Here is an 18,586-nt window from a genome sequence, read left to right on the forward strand (position 1 = left end):
TGGGAGAGTAGGACGCCGCCGAACAAATATTGTGGGAGACCCCCGTACCGGGAAATCGGTACGGGGGTTTTCTGCGTTTACGGCCCCCTTCGTTTTAGTGTTGCCGTATGCGCTACGACCTGGTCATCTTCGACAACGACGGCGTCCTCGTGGACAGTGAGCCGATCTCCAACGGCCTCCTCGCCGCCTATCTGACCGAGCTCGGACACCCGACCTCGTACGAGGACTCCGTCCGGGACTACATGGGGTCCGCGATGCACCGTGTCCACGACCTGGTCCACGAGCGCACCGGGCAGCGGCTGCCCGACGACTTCGACGACGTCTTCCACGGACGGGTCTTCGCCGCGTTCGAACGCGAGCTGCGGCCGGTCGCCGGAGCCGTGCAGGTACTGGAGAAGCTGACCGCGGACGGGGTGCCCTACTGCGTGGCCTCCTCCGGGAGCCACGAACGGATCCGGGTGGGGCACCGCACGACCGGACTCGACCGGTGGTTCGACGCGGGGCGGGTCTTCAGCTCCCAGGACGTCGGGCGGGGCAAGCCGGCGCCGGACCTGTTCCTGCACGCGGCCGAGCGGATGGGAGTACCGCCGCGACGGTGCGTCGTCGTGGAGGACAGCCCGCTGGGGGTACAGGCGGCGAACGCGGCCGGGATGGACGTCTACGGATTCACCGCCATGACACCCGCGGCACGGCTCGCCGGTGCCACCCGGCTCTTCTCGAACCTGGAAGACCTCCCCGACCTGCTCGTATGACCCGCGCCATAGGGCGGCGCTGACATTTGTCATGGTGAGCTCCGGACGATCGTTTCTGTCGGCCCAAGGGGTCCGGCCGCGAAGCTGAGTACATCGAAAGCGGGACGTACGAGGCGACGACGGAAGGACCCGATCATGAGCGTCACGGCCACGGAGACCGGAATCGCGGCGGCTGCCGCCGGCGACACCGGCAAGGTCGCCACCCGGCAGCACTTCCTGCCGCTGATCGTGGACGTGGCCGTACCGATCGGCTCGTACTACCTCTTCAAGAGCGGCCTCGGGATGAGCACCATGGCGGCGCTGGGGTGGAGCAGCGTGGTGCCCGCCGTGCGGACCCTGTGGAGCGTCGTGCGGGAGCGGAAGGTCAACGCGCTGGCCGCGCTGATCCTGTTCGTCAACGTGGCCGGTCTGCTGCTGAGTCTGGTCGCCGGTGACCCGCGGCTGATGCTCGCCAAGGACAGCGGAGTGAGCAGTGTGATCGGGATCGGTGTCCTGGTCTCCGTGATGGCGGGACGGCCGATGATGACGACGGCGATGAAGCCGTTCGTCACCAAGGGGGACCGTGCGCGGACGGCCGCCTGGGATCGGCTGCTCGGCGGGTCCGAGCGGTTCCGGAAGTTCGAGCGGACCTTCTCCCTCGTGTGGGGCGTGGCGCTGCTCGGGGAGTGCGTCGTGCGGATCGTGGGGGCGTACACGCTGCCCGTCGACACCATGGTGTGGCTCGGCACGGTCGTCATGATCTGCACGATGGCGGGGGCCATGGTGGTCAGTGGTGGCCTCGCCGCCGGCCCGATGGAGGCGATGGTCAGGGCGGAAGCGGCCGGCCGGAGCGGCGACCGGTGACGGCCGTGCCCCGAAGTTGAGCGGAATTCATCTTCGGCTGGATCTACCCACCGGTAGGCCGGGGCCCTACGCTCGCCGCCATGACAGATGTGCTGCGGCGCGGCAGGGCCTCGCTGGCGTTCAGCTTCTTCGCCCAGGGCGCCACCTTCGCGCTGCTCGTGACGCGCATCCCCGCCATCCAGGACCGGTACGGGGTCTCGGACGCGCTGCTGCCCGCCTTCCTCGCTGCCGTCCCGATCCTCGCCGGCGTGGGAAGCGTGACGACCGAGCACCTGGTCAAGCGGATACGGCCCAGCCGGCTGCTGCGCTGGTCCCAGCCCGTGGTGCTGCTGGCGCTGCTCGGGGTCGGCGCCGGGGACCGGCTGGTGGAGATGGCGGTGGCCCTCGGCGCCTTCGGGCTCGCGGTCGGCGCGCTCGACGCCTCCATGAACATGCTGGGGGTGAGCCTCCAACGGACGTACGGGCGCAGCATCATGCTCGGTTTCCACGCCACGTACAGCCTGGGCGGGATCGTGGGTGCCTCGCTCGCGTGGGCGGGGGCGCACTGGCATCTGTCGTTGTTCACGTCCTATCTGCCGGTGGTGCTCGTGCTGCTGCCGGCCGCGTTCCTGGGAAGCCGGTGGTACGTCGACGGGGAGGGCGGGTCCGGGCCGGAGAAGGCGGAGAGCGGGTCCGGGCCGGAGAAGGCGGAGGGCGGGCCCGTCGTCTTCAAGCTGCTGTTGCCGCTGTGCCTGGTGATGACGTTCGCGTACATCGGGGACTCGACGGTCTCCAACTGGAGTGCGAAGTATCTGCAGGACGTGCTGGGCAGTTCCGAGCAGCTGGCGACCGTTCCGTACAACGTCTACATGGTGATGACGCTGGTCGGGAGGGCCGTCGGGGACGTCGGGGTGCGGCGGTTCGGGGCGGTGGCGGTCGTGCGGCTGGGGGCCGTGGTGGCGGCGCTGGGCTTCGGGGTGGTGGCGGCGGCCCCCGGGGCGTGGGTCGGGATGCTCGGGTTCACCCTGTTGGGGCTGGGGCTGTGTGTGCTGGTTCCGCAGACCTTCGCGGCGGCCGGGCGGCTCTTCCCGGGGGCTTCGGACACGGCCATCGCGCGTCTGAACATCTTCAACTACGTGGGGTTTCTGATCGGTTCGCCGTTGGTGGGGGCGCTGGGGGACGCGTGGAACTACCGGGGCGCCATGCTGGTGCCGATGGTGTTGGTCCTGGTGACCCTGGGGTACGCCCGCTCGTTCGCGCCCGAACCGGACCGATACGGTGACGGGCATGAGCGGCCGCGCACAGCTGATGTGGGACGAGGCAGTAACGGGCTATGACTTCGGTCCGGACCATCCGATGGACCCGGTCCGGCTGGCGCTGACCCGGGGACTGGTCGGCGCCTTCGGGCTCGAGCGGGACATGGACGTGGTCGCGGCGAAGGCGGCCGGGGAGTCGACGCTGCGGCTCGTGCACCGGGAGGACTACGTGGAGGCGGTCAGGGCCGCCTCCGCCGATCCGGCGGCCGCCGACGCCTCGTACGGACTCGGGACCATGGACGATCCCGCCTTCGCGGGGATGCACGAGGCGTCCGCGCTCATCGCGGGGCAGTCGGTCGGTGCGGCGGAGGCGGTGTGGCGCGGGGACGCGCTGCACGCGGTGAACTTCGCGGGCGGTCTGCATCACGCGATGCCGGGTGGCGCGTCGGGGTTCTGCATCTACAACGACGCCGCGCTGGCGATCGCGCGGCTGCTGGAGCTCGGGGCCGAACGGGTCGCCTACGTGGATGTCGACGTGCATCACGGGGACGGGGTGCAGGCCACGTTCTGGGAGGATCCGCGGGTTCTGACGATCTCGCTGCACGAGCATCCGCGGACCCTGTTCCCGGGGACCGGGTGGCCCGAGGAGACCGGGGCGCCGGGCGCGGAGGGCAGTGCCGTGAACGTGGCGCTGCCGGCCGGGACGGGGGACGCGGGGTGGCTGCGGGCCTTTCACGCGGTCGTTCCCGAACTGGTCGCGGAGTTCCGGCCGCAGGTGCTCGTCACCCAGCACGGCGCGGACACCCACTTCGAGGACCCGCTCGCGCATCTCGCCGTCTCGCTCGACGCGCAACGGGCCGTGCAGGTCGCCTGTCACGAGCTGGCTCACGAGTACGCCGACGGGCGGTGGATCGCGCTGGGCGGCGGGGGGTACGCGGTCGCGGACGTCGTACCGCGGTCGTGGACGCACCTGGTGGCCGTCGCTGCGGGGCGGCCGATCGAGCCCGAGACGGTGATCCCGGAGAGCTGGCGGCAGGAAGTCTTCGCCCGTACGCGGCAGTTGGCGCCGGTGCGGATGACGGACGGGCGGTGGCCGGTGTCCTGGGCGGACTGGGAGTCCGGGTACGACCCGGCGGACCGCCTCGACCAGGCGATCGTGGCGACGCGGCGGGCGGTGTTCCCGCTGCGGGGGCTGCTCGCGTAGGCCGCGTCGGACAGGGCCCGGGGTCTGTCCGTCCGCTGCCACCACCCGGAGATGTCCATTACGCCAACTGTGGGGCGTTTTCGGGATTTTCGGGGTGAACGTCCGGCACATGCGCCAGCATCGCTGACGTGTTGAGCACCGGAGCATTGCGCGCGCACCTGCTGGCCGCTCGGCTGGCCGGGCCCGTCGCCACCTCGCGCGAGGAGAGTCTGCGGAGTTATCGGCTCTTCGCCGCCCGGGATCCTCGGGTGCTGCTGGGACTTGATCCCGAGTGGTCCTGGCGGGAGCGGGATCTGATCGAGCTGATGGCCGACAAGTGCGGGGTTTCGGCCGATCCGGCGCATACGAGCGGGCATGATGTGATCGACCCGGAGAGGACCCTGGCCGCGCTGGAAGCCTTCGCGCGGCGGCTCGGGGAAGCGGCCCGCAATCGCGAACCGGTGCTTCTGGGTACCGGCCATCCGCACCGGCTGCTCGGTTTCTACGCCGCCCTCGCGGACGCGCTGTCGTCAGCGGGATGTGCCGTCCTCACCCCCGCGCAGGGTAGCTCTGTCGACATAACGACCCGGTTCGGTCTACGCACGTACAACCTCGACTACGTACAAGGCGTCGCGTTGGTGCGCGAACCCGGTGTGCGTGCCCCCCGTGGTGCGACCGGCGCGCACTCCCACTCGCCGCTCCCGGTTCGTACCGTTCTGGCGGCCGCGGCGGAGGCCGGAGGGCCACTCCCGGAGCTGGTGATCGGGGACCACGGATGGGTCTGCGGAGCAGGTCAGCTGGGGTTCGAGGCCATGGGGTTGGCCGATACGGACGATCCGGCGCTCTTCGTCGGAGAGGCAGAGGGGCGGGTGTCCGTCGTCGTTCCGGTTGATGACGCTGTGCGGTCTGATTACTACCGACCGCTTACTCGCTATGTACTCAATCGAGCGTGTCTGTCACAGTAGGCGGCCGATGGCATCCCCTCTTCCCCACTCGCATCACCCGCCCCTACATTGGGGAGTGAGCACGCAACGACGAAGAGTCACCGGAAGGGGAAGCCGGTGGCCGTCGAGTGCGGAAGGTTCAGGTGTGTCATGGCTGCAGCGGGCGAGAGGCCTCTGAACGAGGTTCAGTTCCTTACCGTGGCGGAAGTCGCCTCGGTCATGCGAGTGTCGAAGATGACCGTGTACCGCTTGGTGCACAGCGGTCATCTGCCGGCGATCCGGGTGGGGAGGTCCTTCCGGGTGCCGGAGCAAGCGGTTCACGAGTACCTCCGCGAGAGCTATGTGGGGGTGGAGACGGCCTGACGGCGTCCCGGTGAAGTTCCCGGAAGGCCCCTGTGGCCACTCGGGAATGCACTCGGATCACCTCGATTACGACCTCAGCGCTCGGACGGGTAGGCTGGCCCCTCATAGGTCGTGTGGGCCCATGCAGCCCAGCACCGAGTAAAGAGAAGTGAGCGAGGGTAGTCGTGGGCTCTGTTATCAAGAAGCGGCGCAAGCGGATGGCGAAGAAGAAGCACCGCAAGCTGCTCAAGCGCACTCGCGTTCAGCGTCGCAACAAGAAGTAGGGCCGTGCCCCGCCTGCGCGGGGCTCGTCCTTACGCTGGTGCGACAGCTGTCGACAGCGCGCTCTGCGGCCCCCCACCCACGGGTGGGGGGCCGCAGCGTTTTCCGGCCGCGGGCGGCCGCGCATCTGCGCCCCGGGCGCTCTCAGGGAGGATGCTGTGCGTACGCCTGCCGGCCCAGCGGTCCGGCCCCGGTCGCAGGTCCCTGGCCCGCCGTCACTTCGTGCGCCGGGTGGTCATCACAGCGCAACATCGACCCGCTAGGTTGGCCGCACACGGGGAACACGGGCAGGGTACGAGCAGAGCTACGTCCAGACACGTCCAGCACGGGAAGAGAGGCGCTGATCTTGGGGAAGGTCGTGCTCGTGACCGGAGCGGCCCGCCAGTTGGGGGGCCGGTACGTACGACGGATCCAGCGTGACCCGCAGGTGGACCGCGTGATCGCCGTGGACGCGGTGACGCCCGAGCACCATCTGGGCGGTGCGGACTTCATCCGGGCCGACATCCGTCAGCCCACGATCGCCCGGGTGCTCGCCGAGCACTCCGTCGACACGGTCGTGCACATGGACGTGACGGGCACCGCGCTGAGCGGCGGCAGCCGGACGACGGTCAAGGAGACCAACGTCATCGGCACCATGCAGCTCCTCGGGGCCTGTCAGAAGTCCCCGACGGTCAAGCGGCTCGTCGTGAAGTCCAGTACGAACGTCTACGGGTCCGCGCCCCGCGACCCGGCCGTGTTCACCGAGACCACCCCGCCCAAGTCGCTGCCCAGCGGCGGCTTCGCGAAGGACACGGTGGAGGTCGAGGGGTACGTACGCGGCTTCGCGCGCCGCCGGCCCGACGTCGCCGTGTGCGTACTGCGGTTCGCGAACATCCTGGGCCCGAGCGCGGATTCACCGCTCGCCTCGTACTTCGCGCTGCCGGTGCTGCCGACCGTGTTCGGTTATGACCCGCGCCTCCAGTTCGTGCACGAGGACGACGTCATCGAGGTGCTGCGGATCGCCTCGCACGAGCCGGAGCGGGGCACCCTCAACAGCGGCACGTTCAACATCGCCGGGGACGGCGTCCTGTTGCTCTCCCAGTGCGCGCGGCGGCTGGGCCGTCCCACGGTGCCGCTGCTGCTGCCCGCGCTCACCTGGGCGGGCACGGCGGTGCGTACCCTGGGGGTGACGGACTTCTCCCCGGAGCAGCTGCGGCTGCTGACGCACGGCAGGGTCGTGTCGACGAATCAGATGCGCGAGACGCTGGGATACAAACCGAAGTACACGACCGCCGAGACCTTCGCGGACTTCGCACGCAGCCGGGGACCCGGGCTCCTGCCCCCCGAGGCCCTCGCGGGGGCCGTCGACCGGATCGCCGCGCTGTCCTTCCTGGGCGGCGGCCAACCCCCGACACTGAGCGCCAACTGAGGAGCGCATCGACGATGGCGGACGCCAAGGTCATTCCGTTCGACGACGACCGGTCGCGCGGGGGTGCTGCGCAGCGCCCGACGCGGCGGCGGACCACGGGGAGCCGGCGCACGGGCGATCCCGCGGTGGTGCGTGAGGTCCAGCCCCTGCCGGGCCGGACCTTCCCGCAGGATGATGTTCCTGTGACGCGTGAGGAGAAGCCTGTTCAGCAGCCCCGGGACGGTGGCGGGCTGGAACGGCGTGTCGCCGGGGGCCTCGCCTTCCTGCGCAGGCGTCTGACCGGTGACTACGAGGTCGACGACTTCGGGTACGACCAGGAGCTCACCGACCAGGTCCTGATGTCCCTGATCCGCCCGCTCTACGAGAAGTACTTCCGGGTCGAGGTCAAGGGCATCGAGAACATCCCGTCCGAGGGCGGGGCGCTGATCGTCGCCAACCACTCCGGGACGCTGCCGCTGGACGGCCTGATGATGCAGGTCGCCGTCCACGACAACCACCCCGCGGGCCGGCACCTGCGGCTGCTCGCCGCCGATCTGGTCTTCATGCTGCCGGTCGTCAACGAGCTGGCCCGCAAGGCCGGTCACACGCTCGCCTGCGCCGAGGACGCCGAACGGCTGCTGGAGCGCGGTGAACTGGTCGGGGTGATGCCGGAGGGCTTCAAGGGCATCGGCAAGCCGTTCAGCGAGCGCTACAAGCTCCAGCGCTTCGGGCGCGGCGGATTCGTGTCGACGGCCCTGCGGCAGGGCACTCCGATCATTCCGTGCTCGATCGTCGGCGCGGAGGAGATCTATCCGATGATCGGTAACGCGAAGACCCTCGCGCGCCTCCTGGGGTTCCCGTACTTCCCGATCACGCCGACCTTCCCGTGGCTCGGCCCGCTCGGCGCCGTGCCGTTGCCGACGAAGTGGACGATCCAGTTCGGTGAGCCGATCCCGACGGACGGCTATCCGCCGGAGGCCGCCGAGGACCCGATGCTGATGTTCAACCTGACGGACCAGGTCAGGGAGCAGATCCAGCACACGCTGTACAAGCTGCTGGTGCAGCGCCGGTCGGTCTTCTTCTGACCCTTTCCTCGCGACGCCCGCACATACGCCGGTGGGGCACCCTTCCTTTCGAAGGGTGCCCCACCGGCGTATGTGCCCGCGGATCTACCTGTTGTCCTCGCTGTCGATGCCCAGGCCCGGAAGGAGACCGGGGAGCAGCGGGGGCAGGGTGACGTCGGGGGCGCCGCCGGCCGGGCTGGACCTGCCTGCCGACGGGGACGAGCTGGTGGTGTCCTTGGGCGGGTCCAGCAGGCCGCCCGTGCTGCCGCCGAGCAGGCCCTCGCCGGTGCTGCCCGAGGCGGACGGCTTCGGCTTGCTGCTGCTGGTGTGGCTGCCGGTGGTGGAGCCGCTGCTGGCGCTGGGTGCGGGACGGTCCGTGCCGGACGAGCCCGGGGCGTCCGAACTGGCGCCGCGGTGTCGGCCCGTGCCTTCCTGCACGGGGGGTTTCGGGAGCAGCGAGCGCAGCGGGTCGACCTCTTGGTCTATGGCGGCGAACACCGACGAGACCTGCTGGCTGACGTCGCCGAGCTGGACGGGCAGTCGGTCGCGCAGCGCGCCCCAGGCCTGGCGGTGCGACTGGGCGAAGGCGGAGAGGGCCTGGATCGGGCCGAGTGAGCCGTCCCGTTCGTACGCCTCGTGGAGGAGGCGGTGGCCTTCTGTCGCGTCGTGCTGCATGCCGGACAGGGCGCGCCTGACCTCGCCCAGGGATTCGTGGTCGAGGCTGCCCGAGCGGTCGCGCTCCATCAGGCGGCGTGCCTCGCTCAGCCGGGTCGAGGCCTGGTCGAGGTAGAGCTCGCCTCGGTCGCTGTCGCCGTGGGCCAGGCCCAGCTTGATGTCCTCCATGCCTCGTTTGAGCCCGTAGAGCGAGTCTCCGGGCAGTGCGTCGGAGCTGGCGGCCGCCACACCGCCGAACGCTCCGGCGGCCACGCCGACGGTGAGCCCGCCCGCGGCGAGGCCCTTGGACAGGCGCGAACGCGGTCGTAGCTTGCCCAGCCCGCTCGCCCGGTGCGCGCCTCGTGCCCGGTGCGAGCGCTGCTCGGGCACGGAACGGTCCGGGCCTTCGCCCCCCGCGGCGGTGCCTTCCAGCAGCATGGCCTCCATCGCCGCGACGAGCTGGGCTCGCTGCACGACTTTGACCTCGGGGTCCAGCTCCGGTTCGGGCAGCTCGCCGAGACCGGTGGCGAGGGCCAACAGCAGGCCCTGCTCGGTCTGTTCCGCAGCAGCCGGGGACGGTGCCGATCCATCGGGCTGCTCGGCCGCCGTGCCCTGGTCGGACTGCTCGTCCAGGGCCTGGGCGAAGGCGTTCGCCCGCCGGTGTGCCGATACGTTCGCGATCACTGGCGGCACCTCCTCTCGTCATGACGGTCGACTCCCCAGGGGGTCCTGAGGGTTGCACGCCCCGGGCATATCCACACGATCGGGTGATCGGTGGGGACCGGAGAGTGACCACAGGGAGCCTGTATCCCGCACAACGAGCGTCGCGGCACTTGGGTTACGGACGACGGATGATCGGACCGCGAAGTCAACAGACTTTTACAGAAGGTGAGTTGAGTGTCGCCGAGCGTAGGGGGCCGTGCGGGAAGGGGCGTGGTACGGGCTTCAGCGGGCGTCGTCCGGGAGGAGCCGGGCGAGGGTGCGGACAGCTCGGTACTGGAGCGTCTTGATGGCGCCCTCGTTCTTGCCCATCACCCGGGCGGTCTCGGCGACGGAGAGCCCTTGCAGGAAGCGCAGGGTGACGCACTCCTGCTGCTGGGGATTGAGGCGTCGTACGGCGTCGAGCAGTGCCGCGTTCGACAGTGACTCCAGGACGGAGTCCTCGGGGCTGCGTTCGACCTCGTTCGCGTCGAGCATCTCGCCGGTGGTCACTTCCAGGCGGAAGCGGCTCGACTTGAAGTGGTCGGCGACCAGGTTGCGGGCGATGGTCACCAGCCAGGCGCCGAAGTCACGGCCCTGCCAGGTGAAGGTGCCGATCCGGCGCAGGGCGCGCAGGAACGTCTCGCTGGTGAGGTCTTCCGCGGTCGCCTTTCCGCCGACGCGGTAGTAGATGTAGCGGTACACGGTGTCGCTGTACTGGTCGTAGAGCCGCCCGAAGGCGTCGGCCTCGCCGGCCTGGGCGCGCTCGACGAGGTCCATCATCCGGGCGCTGTCGCTGTCTGCGGCCGGGCGGCGTGCGGTGGGCGTGGCGGCCGAGCCGGAGCGGCCCCGCCGGCCTACCGCCGCGCTGCCGTCGGCCAGTGCGTAGCACGGGCCGACGGGCGCGGGGAAGGCGAAGGCGGGGACGGCGTACGCGGTGGGGACGAAGCCGCGCAGGCGGTCGAGGACCGTTGCGCGCAGCGTAGCCAGGCCCGAGGCGTCAACCCCGACGTGTGAGTACACGGGACTCCCAGAGGCAGAGCTTCCATCACGTTCAGTGCGGGACCATTCACCCGTCGTAGCGACGGAGGGGTACCGGTTTGCGTCTGAGGAGAATAACGCTTCGTACAGGCAGTGCTACACCCAGTTGCTCAAATCATCGATTACGTCGCTTCTGTAACTGATTGACGCCTGATCAAGTGTCGTTCGGTGACCGATTGTTGATCGGATCGGTTCGTGTTCCGGCAAGGTGCGGGGCGTGTTGTGGCCGGGTGGGAGCGAGGGGACTGGCCGGGGCGTTGTGGGGGTAGGACCGGCGGAATGGGCTGGGCGCCGTGCGTTCCGACTGGCTTTTCCCCGCGGCCGTGGAGGGGCGGGGCTGCGCCCCGGTCGCCTGGGGGGTGGGTTCTTCGGGTGGGGAAGCGGGTGCGGGTGCGTGGGGGCTGGTCGCGCAGTTCCCCGCGCCCCTGACAGGCGTGGGGCTGCGCCCCGGCCTTCCTGTGGGTGGTTGGTCGGGTGGGGAAGCGGGTGTGTGGGGGCTGGTCGTGCTGTTTCCCGTACCCCGGAAGGCGCGGTCGCGTGCCCGGGGTTCGCAGCTCGGGCGCGCATCTCCAGCGCGGGCCCGCATCTTCAGCCCGTCCGGCGTTTGAGGACGAGCCCTTCGGGCGATGCGGGGGTCCAGGGGGCGCAGCGCCCCTGGTGGGGGTCTGGGGGCGCAGCCCCCAGGGGATGGGTGGGGGGTCAGCGGCGGCGGCGGTGGAGGGCGATGGCCGCGGCCGTGCCGCCTGCCACCGCGCCGACGCCCGCCGCGGCCGGGATGCCGACCTTCGCGGCCTTGCGCGCCGTGCGGTAGTCCCGCAGTCGCCACTCGAAGGCGCGCGCGTGCTTGCGCAGCTTGGCGTCCGGGTTGATCGCGTAGGGGTGGCCGACCAGGGACAGCATGGGGATGTCGTTGTGCGAGTCGCTGTAGGCCGCGCACCGGGTGAGGTCCAGGCCCTCCGCGGTGGCCAGCGCGCGGACGGCCTCCGCCTTCGCCGGGCCGTGCAGGGGCTCGCCGACCAGCCTGCCGGTGTAGACGCCGTCCACCGACTCCGCGACCGTGCCCAGCGCGCCGGTCAGACCCAGGCGGCGGGCGATCACCGTCGCGATCTCGACCGGGGCGGCCGTCACCAGCCACACCTTCTGGCCCGCGTCCAGGTGCGCCTGGGCGAGGGCGCGCGTGCCGGGCCAGATGCGCTCGGCCATGTACTCGTCGTAGATCTCCTCGCCGATGGACATCAGCTCGGCGACCCGGTGGCCCTTGACGATCGACAGCGCCGAGTCGCGGGCGTCCTGCATGTGCTCGGGGTCCTCGACCCCGGCCAGCCTGAACCATGCCTGCTGCCAGGCGAATCGGGCGAGATCGCGGGTCTCGAAGAACTTCCGCTTGTACAGGCCCCGCCCGAAGTGGAAGAGCGCGGCGCCCTGCATGACGGTGTTGTCCAGGTCGAAGAAGGCGGCGGCCTTGTCGTCACCGAGCACCGGGAACTCCGGTTCGCGGTCGGGGACGTCCGGCTCGGCGTCGTGGGCGAGTTCCTCCAGTTCCTGCGAGGACTTGCGCGCTGCCTCCGCCGAGGCCTCGCCTGCCAACACGCTCCGCGCGGTGGCGGAGCGCCTACGGGGAGTGAGCCATCCGAGAGCGGCCATGGCGTGAGCATAGCCAGTTTGTTCGGTGGTACCGGAGTCGCGAGGGTTCGAAGCTGTGAACTCTCCGCGACCGAGCCGTTAAAGAAGGGGTACGCGGCGTTCCCGATCGGCGCGTCGGAGCCCGTCTCCGGGGCCGGTTGTCGCCTCGCGCGCCGAAGAGGGGCCCCTGGTGCGCCCGCGGCGGGAGAATGGCCGGTATGAGTCCCATGTTCGGGCGCGGTGAGCGCCGTACGGAGAAGGCGGAGCGGGTGGAGAAGTCCGGGAGGAGCGGGCCGAGGGCGCCGGGTGAGCGGCTGGTCACGCTGATCAGGAAGCCCGGCTGTCATCTGTGTGATGACGCACAGCAAGTGGTGGAGAAGGTGTGTGGAGACCTCGGCGTGCCGTGGGAGGGGAAGGACATCACGCAGGACGAGGAACTGCACCGCGCGTACTGGGAGCAGATCCCCGTTGTGCTGGTGGACGGCGCCCAGCACACGTTCTGGCGTGTGGACGAGGGGCGTCTGCGCAAGGCCCTGGTCGCGTAGCGGCGCGGGATCCGGCCCGAGTCCGTCCTGACCGAGCAGTCCAGGTGGTCCGGAAAGTCGCCTAGGATCGACGGCGATTGGTCTCGGGGGCGGGATTCGTTGAGGAGTGTGTGCGGTTTTGCCCCCTTCAGGTGCGGAACGAAGCTGTCCGCGCGCTGGTTCCATACCCGCGCGCCGGGCATGCGTGACCCCCGTCACGTTGCCCGGGCAAATCGGACACCATCTTTGTGCACGCGTTCACAAAGACATAGCCTGCATTCGACGGGGCGGTCTAGGTACGTGTGACCGCCTGCAGCCCCGCTCTACCCGCAGGAGCACCGTGGCAACTGGCCGAACTCACCGACCGGCGACCCGCAGCCGAGGAATTCCCGAGGCCACCGTCGCCCGTCTTCCGCTGTACCTCCGAGCCCTCACCGCACTGTCGGAGCGCTCGGTCCCCACGGTCTCCTCCGAGGAGCTCGCGGCCGCGGCGGGGGTCAACTCCGCGAAGCTGCGCAAGGACTTCTCCTACCTGGGCTCCTACGGGACGCGCGGTGTGGGGTACGACGTCGAGTATCTCGTGTACCAGATCTCCCGCGAGCTGGGCCTGACCCAGGACTGGCCGGTAGTGATCGTCGGCATCGGTAACCTCGGCGCCGCGCTGGCCAACTACGGCGGGTTCGCGTCCCGCGGCTTCCGGGTCGCCGCGCTGATCGACGCCGATCCCGAGATGGCCGGAAAGCAGGTCGCGGGCATCGCCGTGCAGCACAGCGACGGCCTGGAGAAGATCATCGACGAGAACGGCGTCTCGATCGGCGTCATCACCACCCCGCCGGGCGTGGCCCAGCAGGTCTGCGACCGGCTGGTCGCCGCCGGGGTCACCTCCATCCTGAACTTCGCGCCGACCGTCCTGTCCGTCCCGGACGGCGTCGACGTGCGCAAGGTCGACCTCTCGATCGAACTCCAGATCCTCGCCTTCCACGAGCAGCGCAAGGCCGGCGAGGAGGCCGAGGCCCAGGCCGGTGCCGCCGCCCAGGCCGCCGCGCAGGAGAACAACGGCAAAGGACCCGACGGGGACGTTCCCGCCGTGATGCCGGCATGAGTCTCCTCGTCGTCGGGCTGAGCCACCGCAGCGCCCCGGTCAGCGTCCTCGAGCGGGCCACGCTGACCGCGGACACGCAGGCCAAGCTGGTCCAGGACACCGTCGCCGCCGAGCCGGCCGCCGAGGCCGCGGTGCTCGCGACCTGCAACCGCATCGAGCTGTACGCCGACGTGGACAAGTTCCACGCGGGCGTCGCCGAGCTGTCCACGCTGCTCGCCCAGCACAGCGGGGTCGGGCTCGAGGAGCTCACCCCCCACCTCTACGTGCACTACGAGGACCGGGCCGTCCACCACCTCTTCTCGGTGGCGTGCGGGCTGGACTCGATGGTCGTGGGCGAGGGCCAGATCCTCGGCCAGATCAAGGACGCCCTGGCGGCCTCGCAGGAGCTGCACACCGCGGGCCGCCTGCTGAACGACCTGTTCCAGCAGGCGCTGCGGGTCGGCAAGCGGGCGCACTCCGAGACCGGCATCGACCGGGCCGGACAGTCCCTGGTCACCTTCGGCCTGGAACAGCTGTCCGCGGGCGCGCCCGTCGACGTCTGGGCCAAGGGCAAGCGGGCCCTCGTCATAGGGGCCGGCTCCATGTCCTCGCTGGCCGCGGCGACGCTCGCGCGCGCCGGCGTCGCCGAGATCGTCATCGCCAACCGCACGCCGGACCGCGCGCGGCGGCTCGCGCAGATCCTCAACGAGAACGAGGGCGGCGCCTCGGACGTGACGGCCCGCGCGGTACCGATGGACGCGGTGCCGGTCGAGCTGACACGTGCCGATGTCGCCGTCTCCTGCACCGGCGCGACGGGACTCGTCCTGACGGCCGAGTCGGTCGAGGCGGCCGTGGCGGGACGCACGGGGCAGGGCGTCGTTCAGGGCGTCGGCCCCGCTCGTACGGCACCGGACGCGGGCTTTGCCCATACGGCGCCGGGCACGGCCGTGGACGGCCAGGCGCCGCTCGCGCCCACGAGCGTCGGCACCGAGGACAACTGCCCGCTCGAGGTGTCCACCGTGCAGGGCACGGCCGGGTTCTCCGTGCTCGGCGAAGCCGCCGTGGCCGGGATGGGCGCCGCCGAGCTGGAGCAGCACGCGGCCTGGGTGGACAAGGGCGACGCGGCGGCCCGCGCCCCGCGCGCGGCGGGCCTCCTCGACCCGGAGGCCGACACGGAGGCCATCGCGGCGCTCGCCGCGGCCGTCGCCGTCGTCGGCAGGGTTCCCGAGCGCCGCAGGCCCGAACCGGTCGCCGAGGCTCCCCGGCCCGCGCCCGTGCTGGCGCTGCTCGACCTCGCCATGCCCCGTGACATCGACGCGGCCGTGCACCGTCTGCTCGGCGTGCGCCTGGTCGACATCGAGTCGCTGGCCGAGGCGTCCGCGGACGCGCCGATGGCCGCCGACGTGGACCAGGTGCGGCGGATCGTCGCCGACGAGGTCGCCGCGTTCAGCGCCGCCCAGCGGGCCGCCCACATCACGCCCACCGTCGTGGCGCTGCGGACCATGGCCGCCGACCTCGTCGCGAACGAGATCGCGCGGCTCGACGGACGGCTGCCGGACCTCGACGACAAGCAGCGGGGCGAGATCACGCAGACCGTACGGCGGGTCGTCGACAAGCTCCTGCACGCACCGACCGTACGGGTCAAGCAACTCGCCGCCGAACCCGGTGGCGCCGGGTACGCGGACGCGCTGCGAACCCTGTTCGACCTGGACCCGGAGACGGTCGCCTCCGTCTCGCGGGCCGAGAACAACACCGAGAACGCCAAGAACCGAGGGCGAGCATGAGTGAGCCGCGTGAGCCACAGGGGCGCACCGGCGGCGAGAGTCCGAGCGAGCACAGGCCCGACGGGCCGAGCACCGCGGGACCCCCGACGCCGGACGCACCGCCCCGAGGGGCCGAGCCCGAACAAGGGGCACTGAGGCTGGGGACCAGGCGCAGCAAACTCGCCATGGCCCAGTCCGCACTGGTGGCGGACGCAGTGAGCAAGGTGACCGGACGGCCCGTCGAGCTCGTGGAGATCACGACGTACGGCGACGTCTCCCGTGAGGACCTCGCGCAGATCGGCGGCACCGGTGTGTTCGTCGCCGCGCTGCGTGAGGCGCTGCTGCGCGGCGAGGTCGACTTCGCCGTGCACTCGCTCAAGGACCTGCCGACCGAGCAGCCCGACGGGCTGGTGCTGGCCGCCGTGCCGGTGCGCGAGGACGCGCGCGACGTACTCGTCGCCCGTGACGGCCTCACCTTCCCGCAGCTGCCCCGGGGCGCGCGGGTCGGTACCGGTTCGCCGCGCCGGATGGCCCAGCTGAACGCGTACGCGCGGGGCCACGGGACGACGATCGAGACGGTCGCGATCCGCGGGAACGTCGACACGCGGATCGGATACGTGCACGGTGGGGAGCTCGACGCCGTCGTGCTCGCCGCCGCCGGCCTCAGCCGCCTGGGGCGGCTGGAAGAGGTGACGGACTTCCTGTCCGTCGACACGGTTCTGCCCGCCCCCGGCCAGGGGGCCCTGGCGATCGAGTGCACCGCGGACGACGCGGATCTCGTCGCCGCGCTCGGAGAGCTCGACGACCCGTTCACCCGGGTCGCCGTGACCGCCGAGCGGTCCCTGCTCGCCGCCCTGGAGGCAGGCTGCAGCGCACCCGTGGGTGCGTTCGCCGACCTCCTCGCGGACGGGCAGATTGTCAAGGAAATGCGCCTGCGCGGCGTCGTCGGCACGACCGACGGCTCGACGCTGGTGCAGTTGTCCACCACCGGTCCCGTGCCCGAGACGCACGACCAAGCAATGGCGCTCGGCCGTGAACTCGCCGCCGAGATGCTTGCGAAGGGCGCGGCCGGTCTGATGGGGGAGCGAGCACATTGAGCCCCACCAACCTTCCCGCCGGTCCCGAACACGGGCACGTCACCTTCCTCGGTGCCGGACCCGGAGATCCGGGACTACTGACACTGCGCGCCGTGGAGGCGCTGGCGAACGCGGACGTCCTCGTCGCCGGGCACGAGGTGCTCGACGTCGTGCGTGCGCACGCCAGGCAGAACGTCGCCGTGCTGAACACGGATACGGAGACGGCTTTCGGCACGTCCGCCGGTCCGTACTCGGGCACGGGCGCGTCCCAGTCAGCGGTTGTTGACGCCGTGTCAGCAGCCGTTGGTGACCCCGCGTCGAGGGACGCCGCCAATCTTGTCATGGAGGCCGCGCGGGGCGGCAAGCGGGTCGTGCGTGCGGTGTCCGGTGACCCCGGGCTCGACGCGTACGCCGCCGACGAGATGCTGGCCTGCGCCGCCGCGGGCGTGCCGTTCGAGGTCGTGCCCGGCGTCGCGGCGGCCGTGGGCGTGCCCGCGTACGCCGGTGTGCCGCTGCGGGACGCGCAGGGCGCGGACGTGCGGTTCGTCGACGCGCGGACGGCCTCCGACCGGTGCTGGACCGAGGTCGGGGCGTCGGACGGCACGGTGGTCGTGTCGGCGACGCTCGACTCCGTGGCCGCGGCCGCGGGAGAGCTCGTCGCCTCGGGCCGCAAGCCCGATACGCCGATGTCGGTGACGGTCGCGGGTACGACCACGCGGCAGCGGACCTGGTCGGCCACGCTCGGGACCATCGCGCAGACCCTCAAGCAGGCCAAGGTGCTGCCGTCCCCGGACGGCGGCCGGCCGGTGATAGCCGTGGTCGGTGAGCGTTCCGCCGCCGCCCAGCGCGACCAGTTGTCGTGGTTCGAGTCCAAGCCGCTGTTCGGCTGGAAGGTGCTCGTGCCGCGCACGAAGGAGCAGGCGGCCTCGCTCTCCGACCAGCTGCGTTCGTACGGCGCCGTGCCGCACGAGGTGCCCACGATCGCCGTCGAGCCGCCGCGTACGCCGCAGCAGATGGAGCGTGCGGTCAAGGGGCTCGTCACCGGGCGCTACGAGTGGATCGCCTTCACGTCGGTCAACGCGGTGAAGGCGGTGCGGGAGAAGTTCGAGGAGTACGGGCTCGACGCGCGGGCCTTCGCCGGGATCAAGGTCGCGGCGGTGGGCGAGCAGACGGCGAAGGCGCTGGTCGCCTTCGGTGTGAAGCCGGACCTGGTGCCGAGCGGGGAGCAGTCCGCGGCCGGGCTGCTGGACGACTGGCCGCCGTACGACCCGGTGTTCGACCCGATCGACCGGGTGTTCCTGCCGCGAGCGGACATCGCCACCGAGACGCTGGTCGCGGGGCTCATCGAGCTGGGCTGGGAGGTCGACGACGTCACGGCCTACCGGACCGTGCGGGCGTCGCCGCCGCCGGCGGAGACCCGTGAGGCGATCAAGGGCGGTGGCTTCGACGCCGTTTTGTTCACGTCCTCGTCGACGGTGCGGAACCTGGTCGGGATCGCGGGCAAGCCGCACAACGTGACGGTGATCGCGTGTATCGGTCCCGCCACCGCCAAGACGGCGGAGGAGCACGGGCTGCGGGTCGATGTCATGGCTCCGGAGCCTTCGGTGCACAAGCTGGCGGAGGCGTTGGCGGACTTCGGGCTGCGGCGGCGGGCCGCCGCGGCGGAGGCCGGGGATCCGGTGACGCGGCCCAGTGAGCGGAGGCCGGGGGCGCGGAGGCGGCGGGCCACGTAGGTGTGAGGCGGGCGTGCGGGGCGGTTGGGGCGGATTTTCTTTCGCCCCCGCCGCCCCTGCCCGTCCCGTCGCCTGCCGGGGGGCTCCGCCCCGGCCCCCGCCAAGGGGCTGCGCCCCCTGGACCCCCGCATCGCCCGAAGGGCTCGTCCTCAAACGCCGGACGGGCTGAATACGCGGGCCTGCGCTGGAAGGTCGGGGGCGGGCTGGATATGCGGGCCCGCGCTGGAAGGTCGGGGGCGGGCTGGCGATGCAGGTCCGTGCTGGATGGTTGCGGGCGGGCTCGGGATGCAGGTCCGTGCTGGATGGTCGGGGGCGGGCTGGCGATGCAGGTCCGTGCTGGATGGTTGCGGGCGGGCTGGG

General features: G+C 71.1%; 17 protein-coding genes. 14 read left to right on the forward strand and 3 right to left on the reverse strand.

Annotation, left to right across the window (positions count from 1 at the left end; translation table 11 throughout):
* The first annotated feature begins 107 nt into the window (after positions 1-107).
* The 9 genes from ACFVTC_RS30420 (at position 108) to ACFVTC_RS30460 (ending at position 8,053) form a co-directional block, all read left to right on the forward strand.
* Positions 108-752, forward strand: coding sequence for an HAD family hydrolase (locus ACFVTC_RS30420; protein ID WP_390131706.1), 645 nt, complete (start codon positions 108-110; stop codon positions 750-752).
* Between the two features lie 135 nt (positions 753-887).
* Positions 888-1,595: a VC0807 family protein gene (locus tag ACFVTC_RS30425; protein ID WP_390131708.1), complete on the forward strand. Its 708-nt coding sequence runs from the start codon at positions 888-890 to the stop codon at positions 1,593-1,595.
* Between the two features lie 80 nt (positions 1,596-1,675).
* Entirely contained in the window at positions 1,676-2,911 is a 1,236-nt protein-coding gene (locus ACFVTC_RS30430; RefSeq protein WP_390131709.1) for an MFS transporter, read from the forward strand.
* On the forward strand, positions 2,862-4,034 hold the full coding sequence (locus ACFVTC_RS30435) for an acetoin utilization protein AcuC (protein WP_390131710.1): 1,173 nt from the start codon (positions 2,862-2,864) through the stop codon (positions 4,032-4,034). Before ACFVTC_RS30430 ends, ACFVTC_RS30435 begins: the two co-directional genes overlap by 50 nt.
* A 128-nt stretch (positions 4,035-4,162) precedes the next feature.
* Entirely contained in the window at positions 4,163-4,978 is an 816-nt protein-coding gene (locus tag ACFVTC_RS30440; protein ID WP_390131711.1) for a phosphatase, read from the forward strand.
* Between the two features lie 129 nt (positions 4,979-5,107).
* Positions 5,108-5,320, forward strand: a complete 213-nt coding sequence (locus ACFVTC_RS30445; RefSeq protein ID WP_004984898.1) for a helix-turn-helix domain-containing protein — start codon at positions 5,108-5,110, stop codon at positions 5,318-5,320.
* Positions 5,321-5,484: 164 nt separating this feature from the next.
* Positions 5,485-5,583, forward strand: a complete 99-nt coding sequence (locus ACFVTC_RS30450; RefSeq protein ID WP_003948845.1) for a 30S ribosomal protein bS22 — start codon at positions 5,485-5,487, stop codon at positions 5,581-5,583.
* Between the two features lie 344 nt (positions 5,584-5,927).
* Complete coding sequence (locus tag ACFVTC_RS30455) at positions 5,928-6,989, forward strand: NAD-dependent epimerase/dehydratase family protein (RefSeq protein ID WP_390131712.1); 1,062 nt, start codon at positions 5,928-5,930, stop codon at positions 6,987-6,989.
* Positions 6,990-7,003: 14 nt separating this feature from the next.
* On the forward strand, positions 7,004-8,053 hold the full coding sequence (locus ACFVTC_RS30460; protein WP_168529405.1) for a lysophospholipid acyltransferase family protein: 1,050 nt from the start codon (positions 7,004-7,006) through the stop codon (positions 8,051-8,053).
* A gap of 84 nt (positions 8,054-8,137) precedes the next feature.
* Here ACFVTC_RS30460 and ACFVTC_RS30465 read toward each other — a convergent pair whose 3' ends face one another.
* The 3 genes from ACFVTC_RS30465 to ACFVTC_RS30475 all read right to left on the reverse strand — a co-directional run bounded on the left by ACFVTC_RS30465 (position 8,138) and on the right by ACFVTC_RS30475 (position 12,070).
* Positions 8,138-9,370: a DUF5667 domain-containing protein gene (locus ACFVTC_RS30465; RefSeq protein WP_390131713.1), complete on the reverse strand. Its 1,233-nt coding sequence runs from the start codon at positions 9,368-9,370 to the stop codon at positions 8,138-8,140.
* A 261-nt stretch (positions 9,371-9,631) separates the two neighbouring features.
* A complete protein-coding gene (locus tag ACFVTC_RS30470; protein ID WP_148012257.1) occupies positions 9,632-10,408 on the reverse strand; it encodes an ECF subfamily RNA polymerase sigma factor, BldN family in 777 nt (258 codons plus the stop codon).
* A gap of 717 nt (positions 10,409-11,125) precedes the next feature.
* Positions 11,126-12,070, reverse strand: a complete 945-nt coding sequence (locus tag ACFVTC_RS30475; RefSeq protein WP_390131714.1) for an HAD family hydrolase — start codon at positions 12,068-12,070, stop codon at positions 11,126-11,128.
* Positions 12,071-12,258: 188 nt separating this feature from the next.
* Between ACFVTC_RS30475 and ACFVTC_RS30480 the strand changes: the two genes are divergently transcribed.
* From ACFVTC_RS30480 to ACFVTC_RS30500, 5 genes are all read left to right on the forward strand, one after another.
* Positions 12,259-12,594 carry a glutaredoxin family protein gene (locus ACFVTC_RS30480; RefSeq protein ID WP_390131715.1) on the forward strand — a complete coding sequence of 112 codons (336 nt, stop codon included), beginning with the start codon at positions 12,259-12,261 and terminating at the stop codon, positions 12,592-12,594.
* Positions 12,595-12,913: 319 nt separating this feature from the next.
* Positions 12,914-13,675, forward strand: coding sequence for a redox-sensing transcriptional repressor Rex (locus ACFVTC_RS30485; protein WP_168529411.1), 762 nt, complete (start codon positions 12,914-12,916; stop codon positions 13,673-13,675).
* The gene (locus ACFVTC_RS30490) at positions 13,672-15,438 is read left to right on the forward strand and encodes a glutamyl-tRNA reductase (protein ID WP_390131716.1); all 1,767 of its coding nucleotides are present in this window, start codon (positions 13,672-13,674) and stop codon (positions 15,436-15,438) included. Before ACFVTC_RS30485 ends, ACFVTC_RS30490 begins: the two co-directional genes overlap by 4 nt.
* 131 nt (positions 15,439-15,569) lie before the next feature.
* Complete coding sequence (gene hemC / locus ACFVTC_RS30495) at positions 15,570-16,514, forward strand: hydroxymethylbilane synthase (protein WP_390131846.1); 945 nt, start codon at positions 15,570-15,572, stop codon at positions 16,512-16,514.
* Positions 16,511-18,226 (forward strand): uroporphyrinogen-III synthase, encoded by a 1,716-nt coding sequence (locus ACFVTC_RS30500; RefSeq protein ID WP_390131717.1) that lies wholly within the window; start codon positions 16,511-16,513, stop codon positions 18,224-18,226. The genes hemC and ACFVTC_RS30500 overlap by 4 nt, the downstream gene beginning before the upstream one ends.
* Positions 18,227-18,586: the final 360 nt, after the last annotated feature.

Origin of the sequence: Streptomyces sp. NPDC057950 (assembly GCF_042887295.1) — a bacterium.
In the GTDB taxonomy this organism is placed as follows: Bacteria; Actinomycetota; Actinomycetes; order Streptomycetales; family Streptomycetaceae; genus Streptomyces; species Streptomyces kaempferi.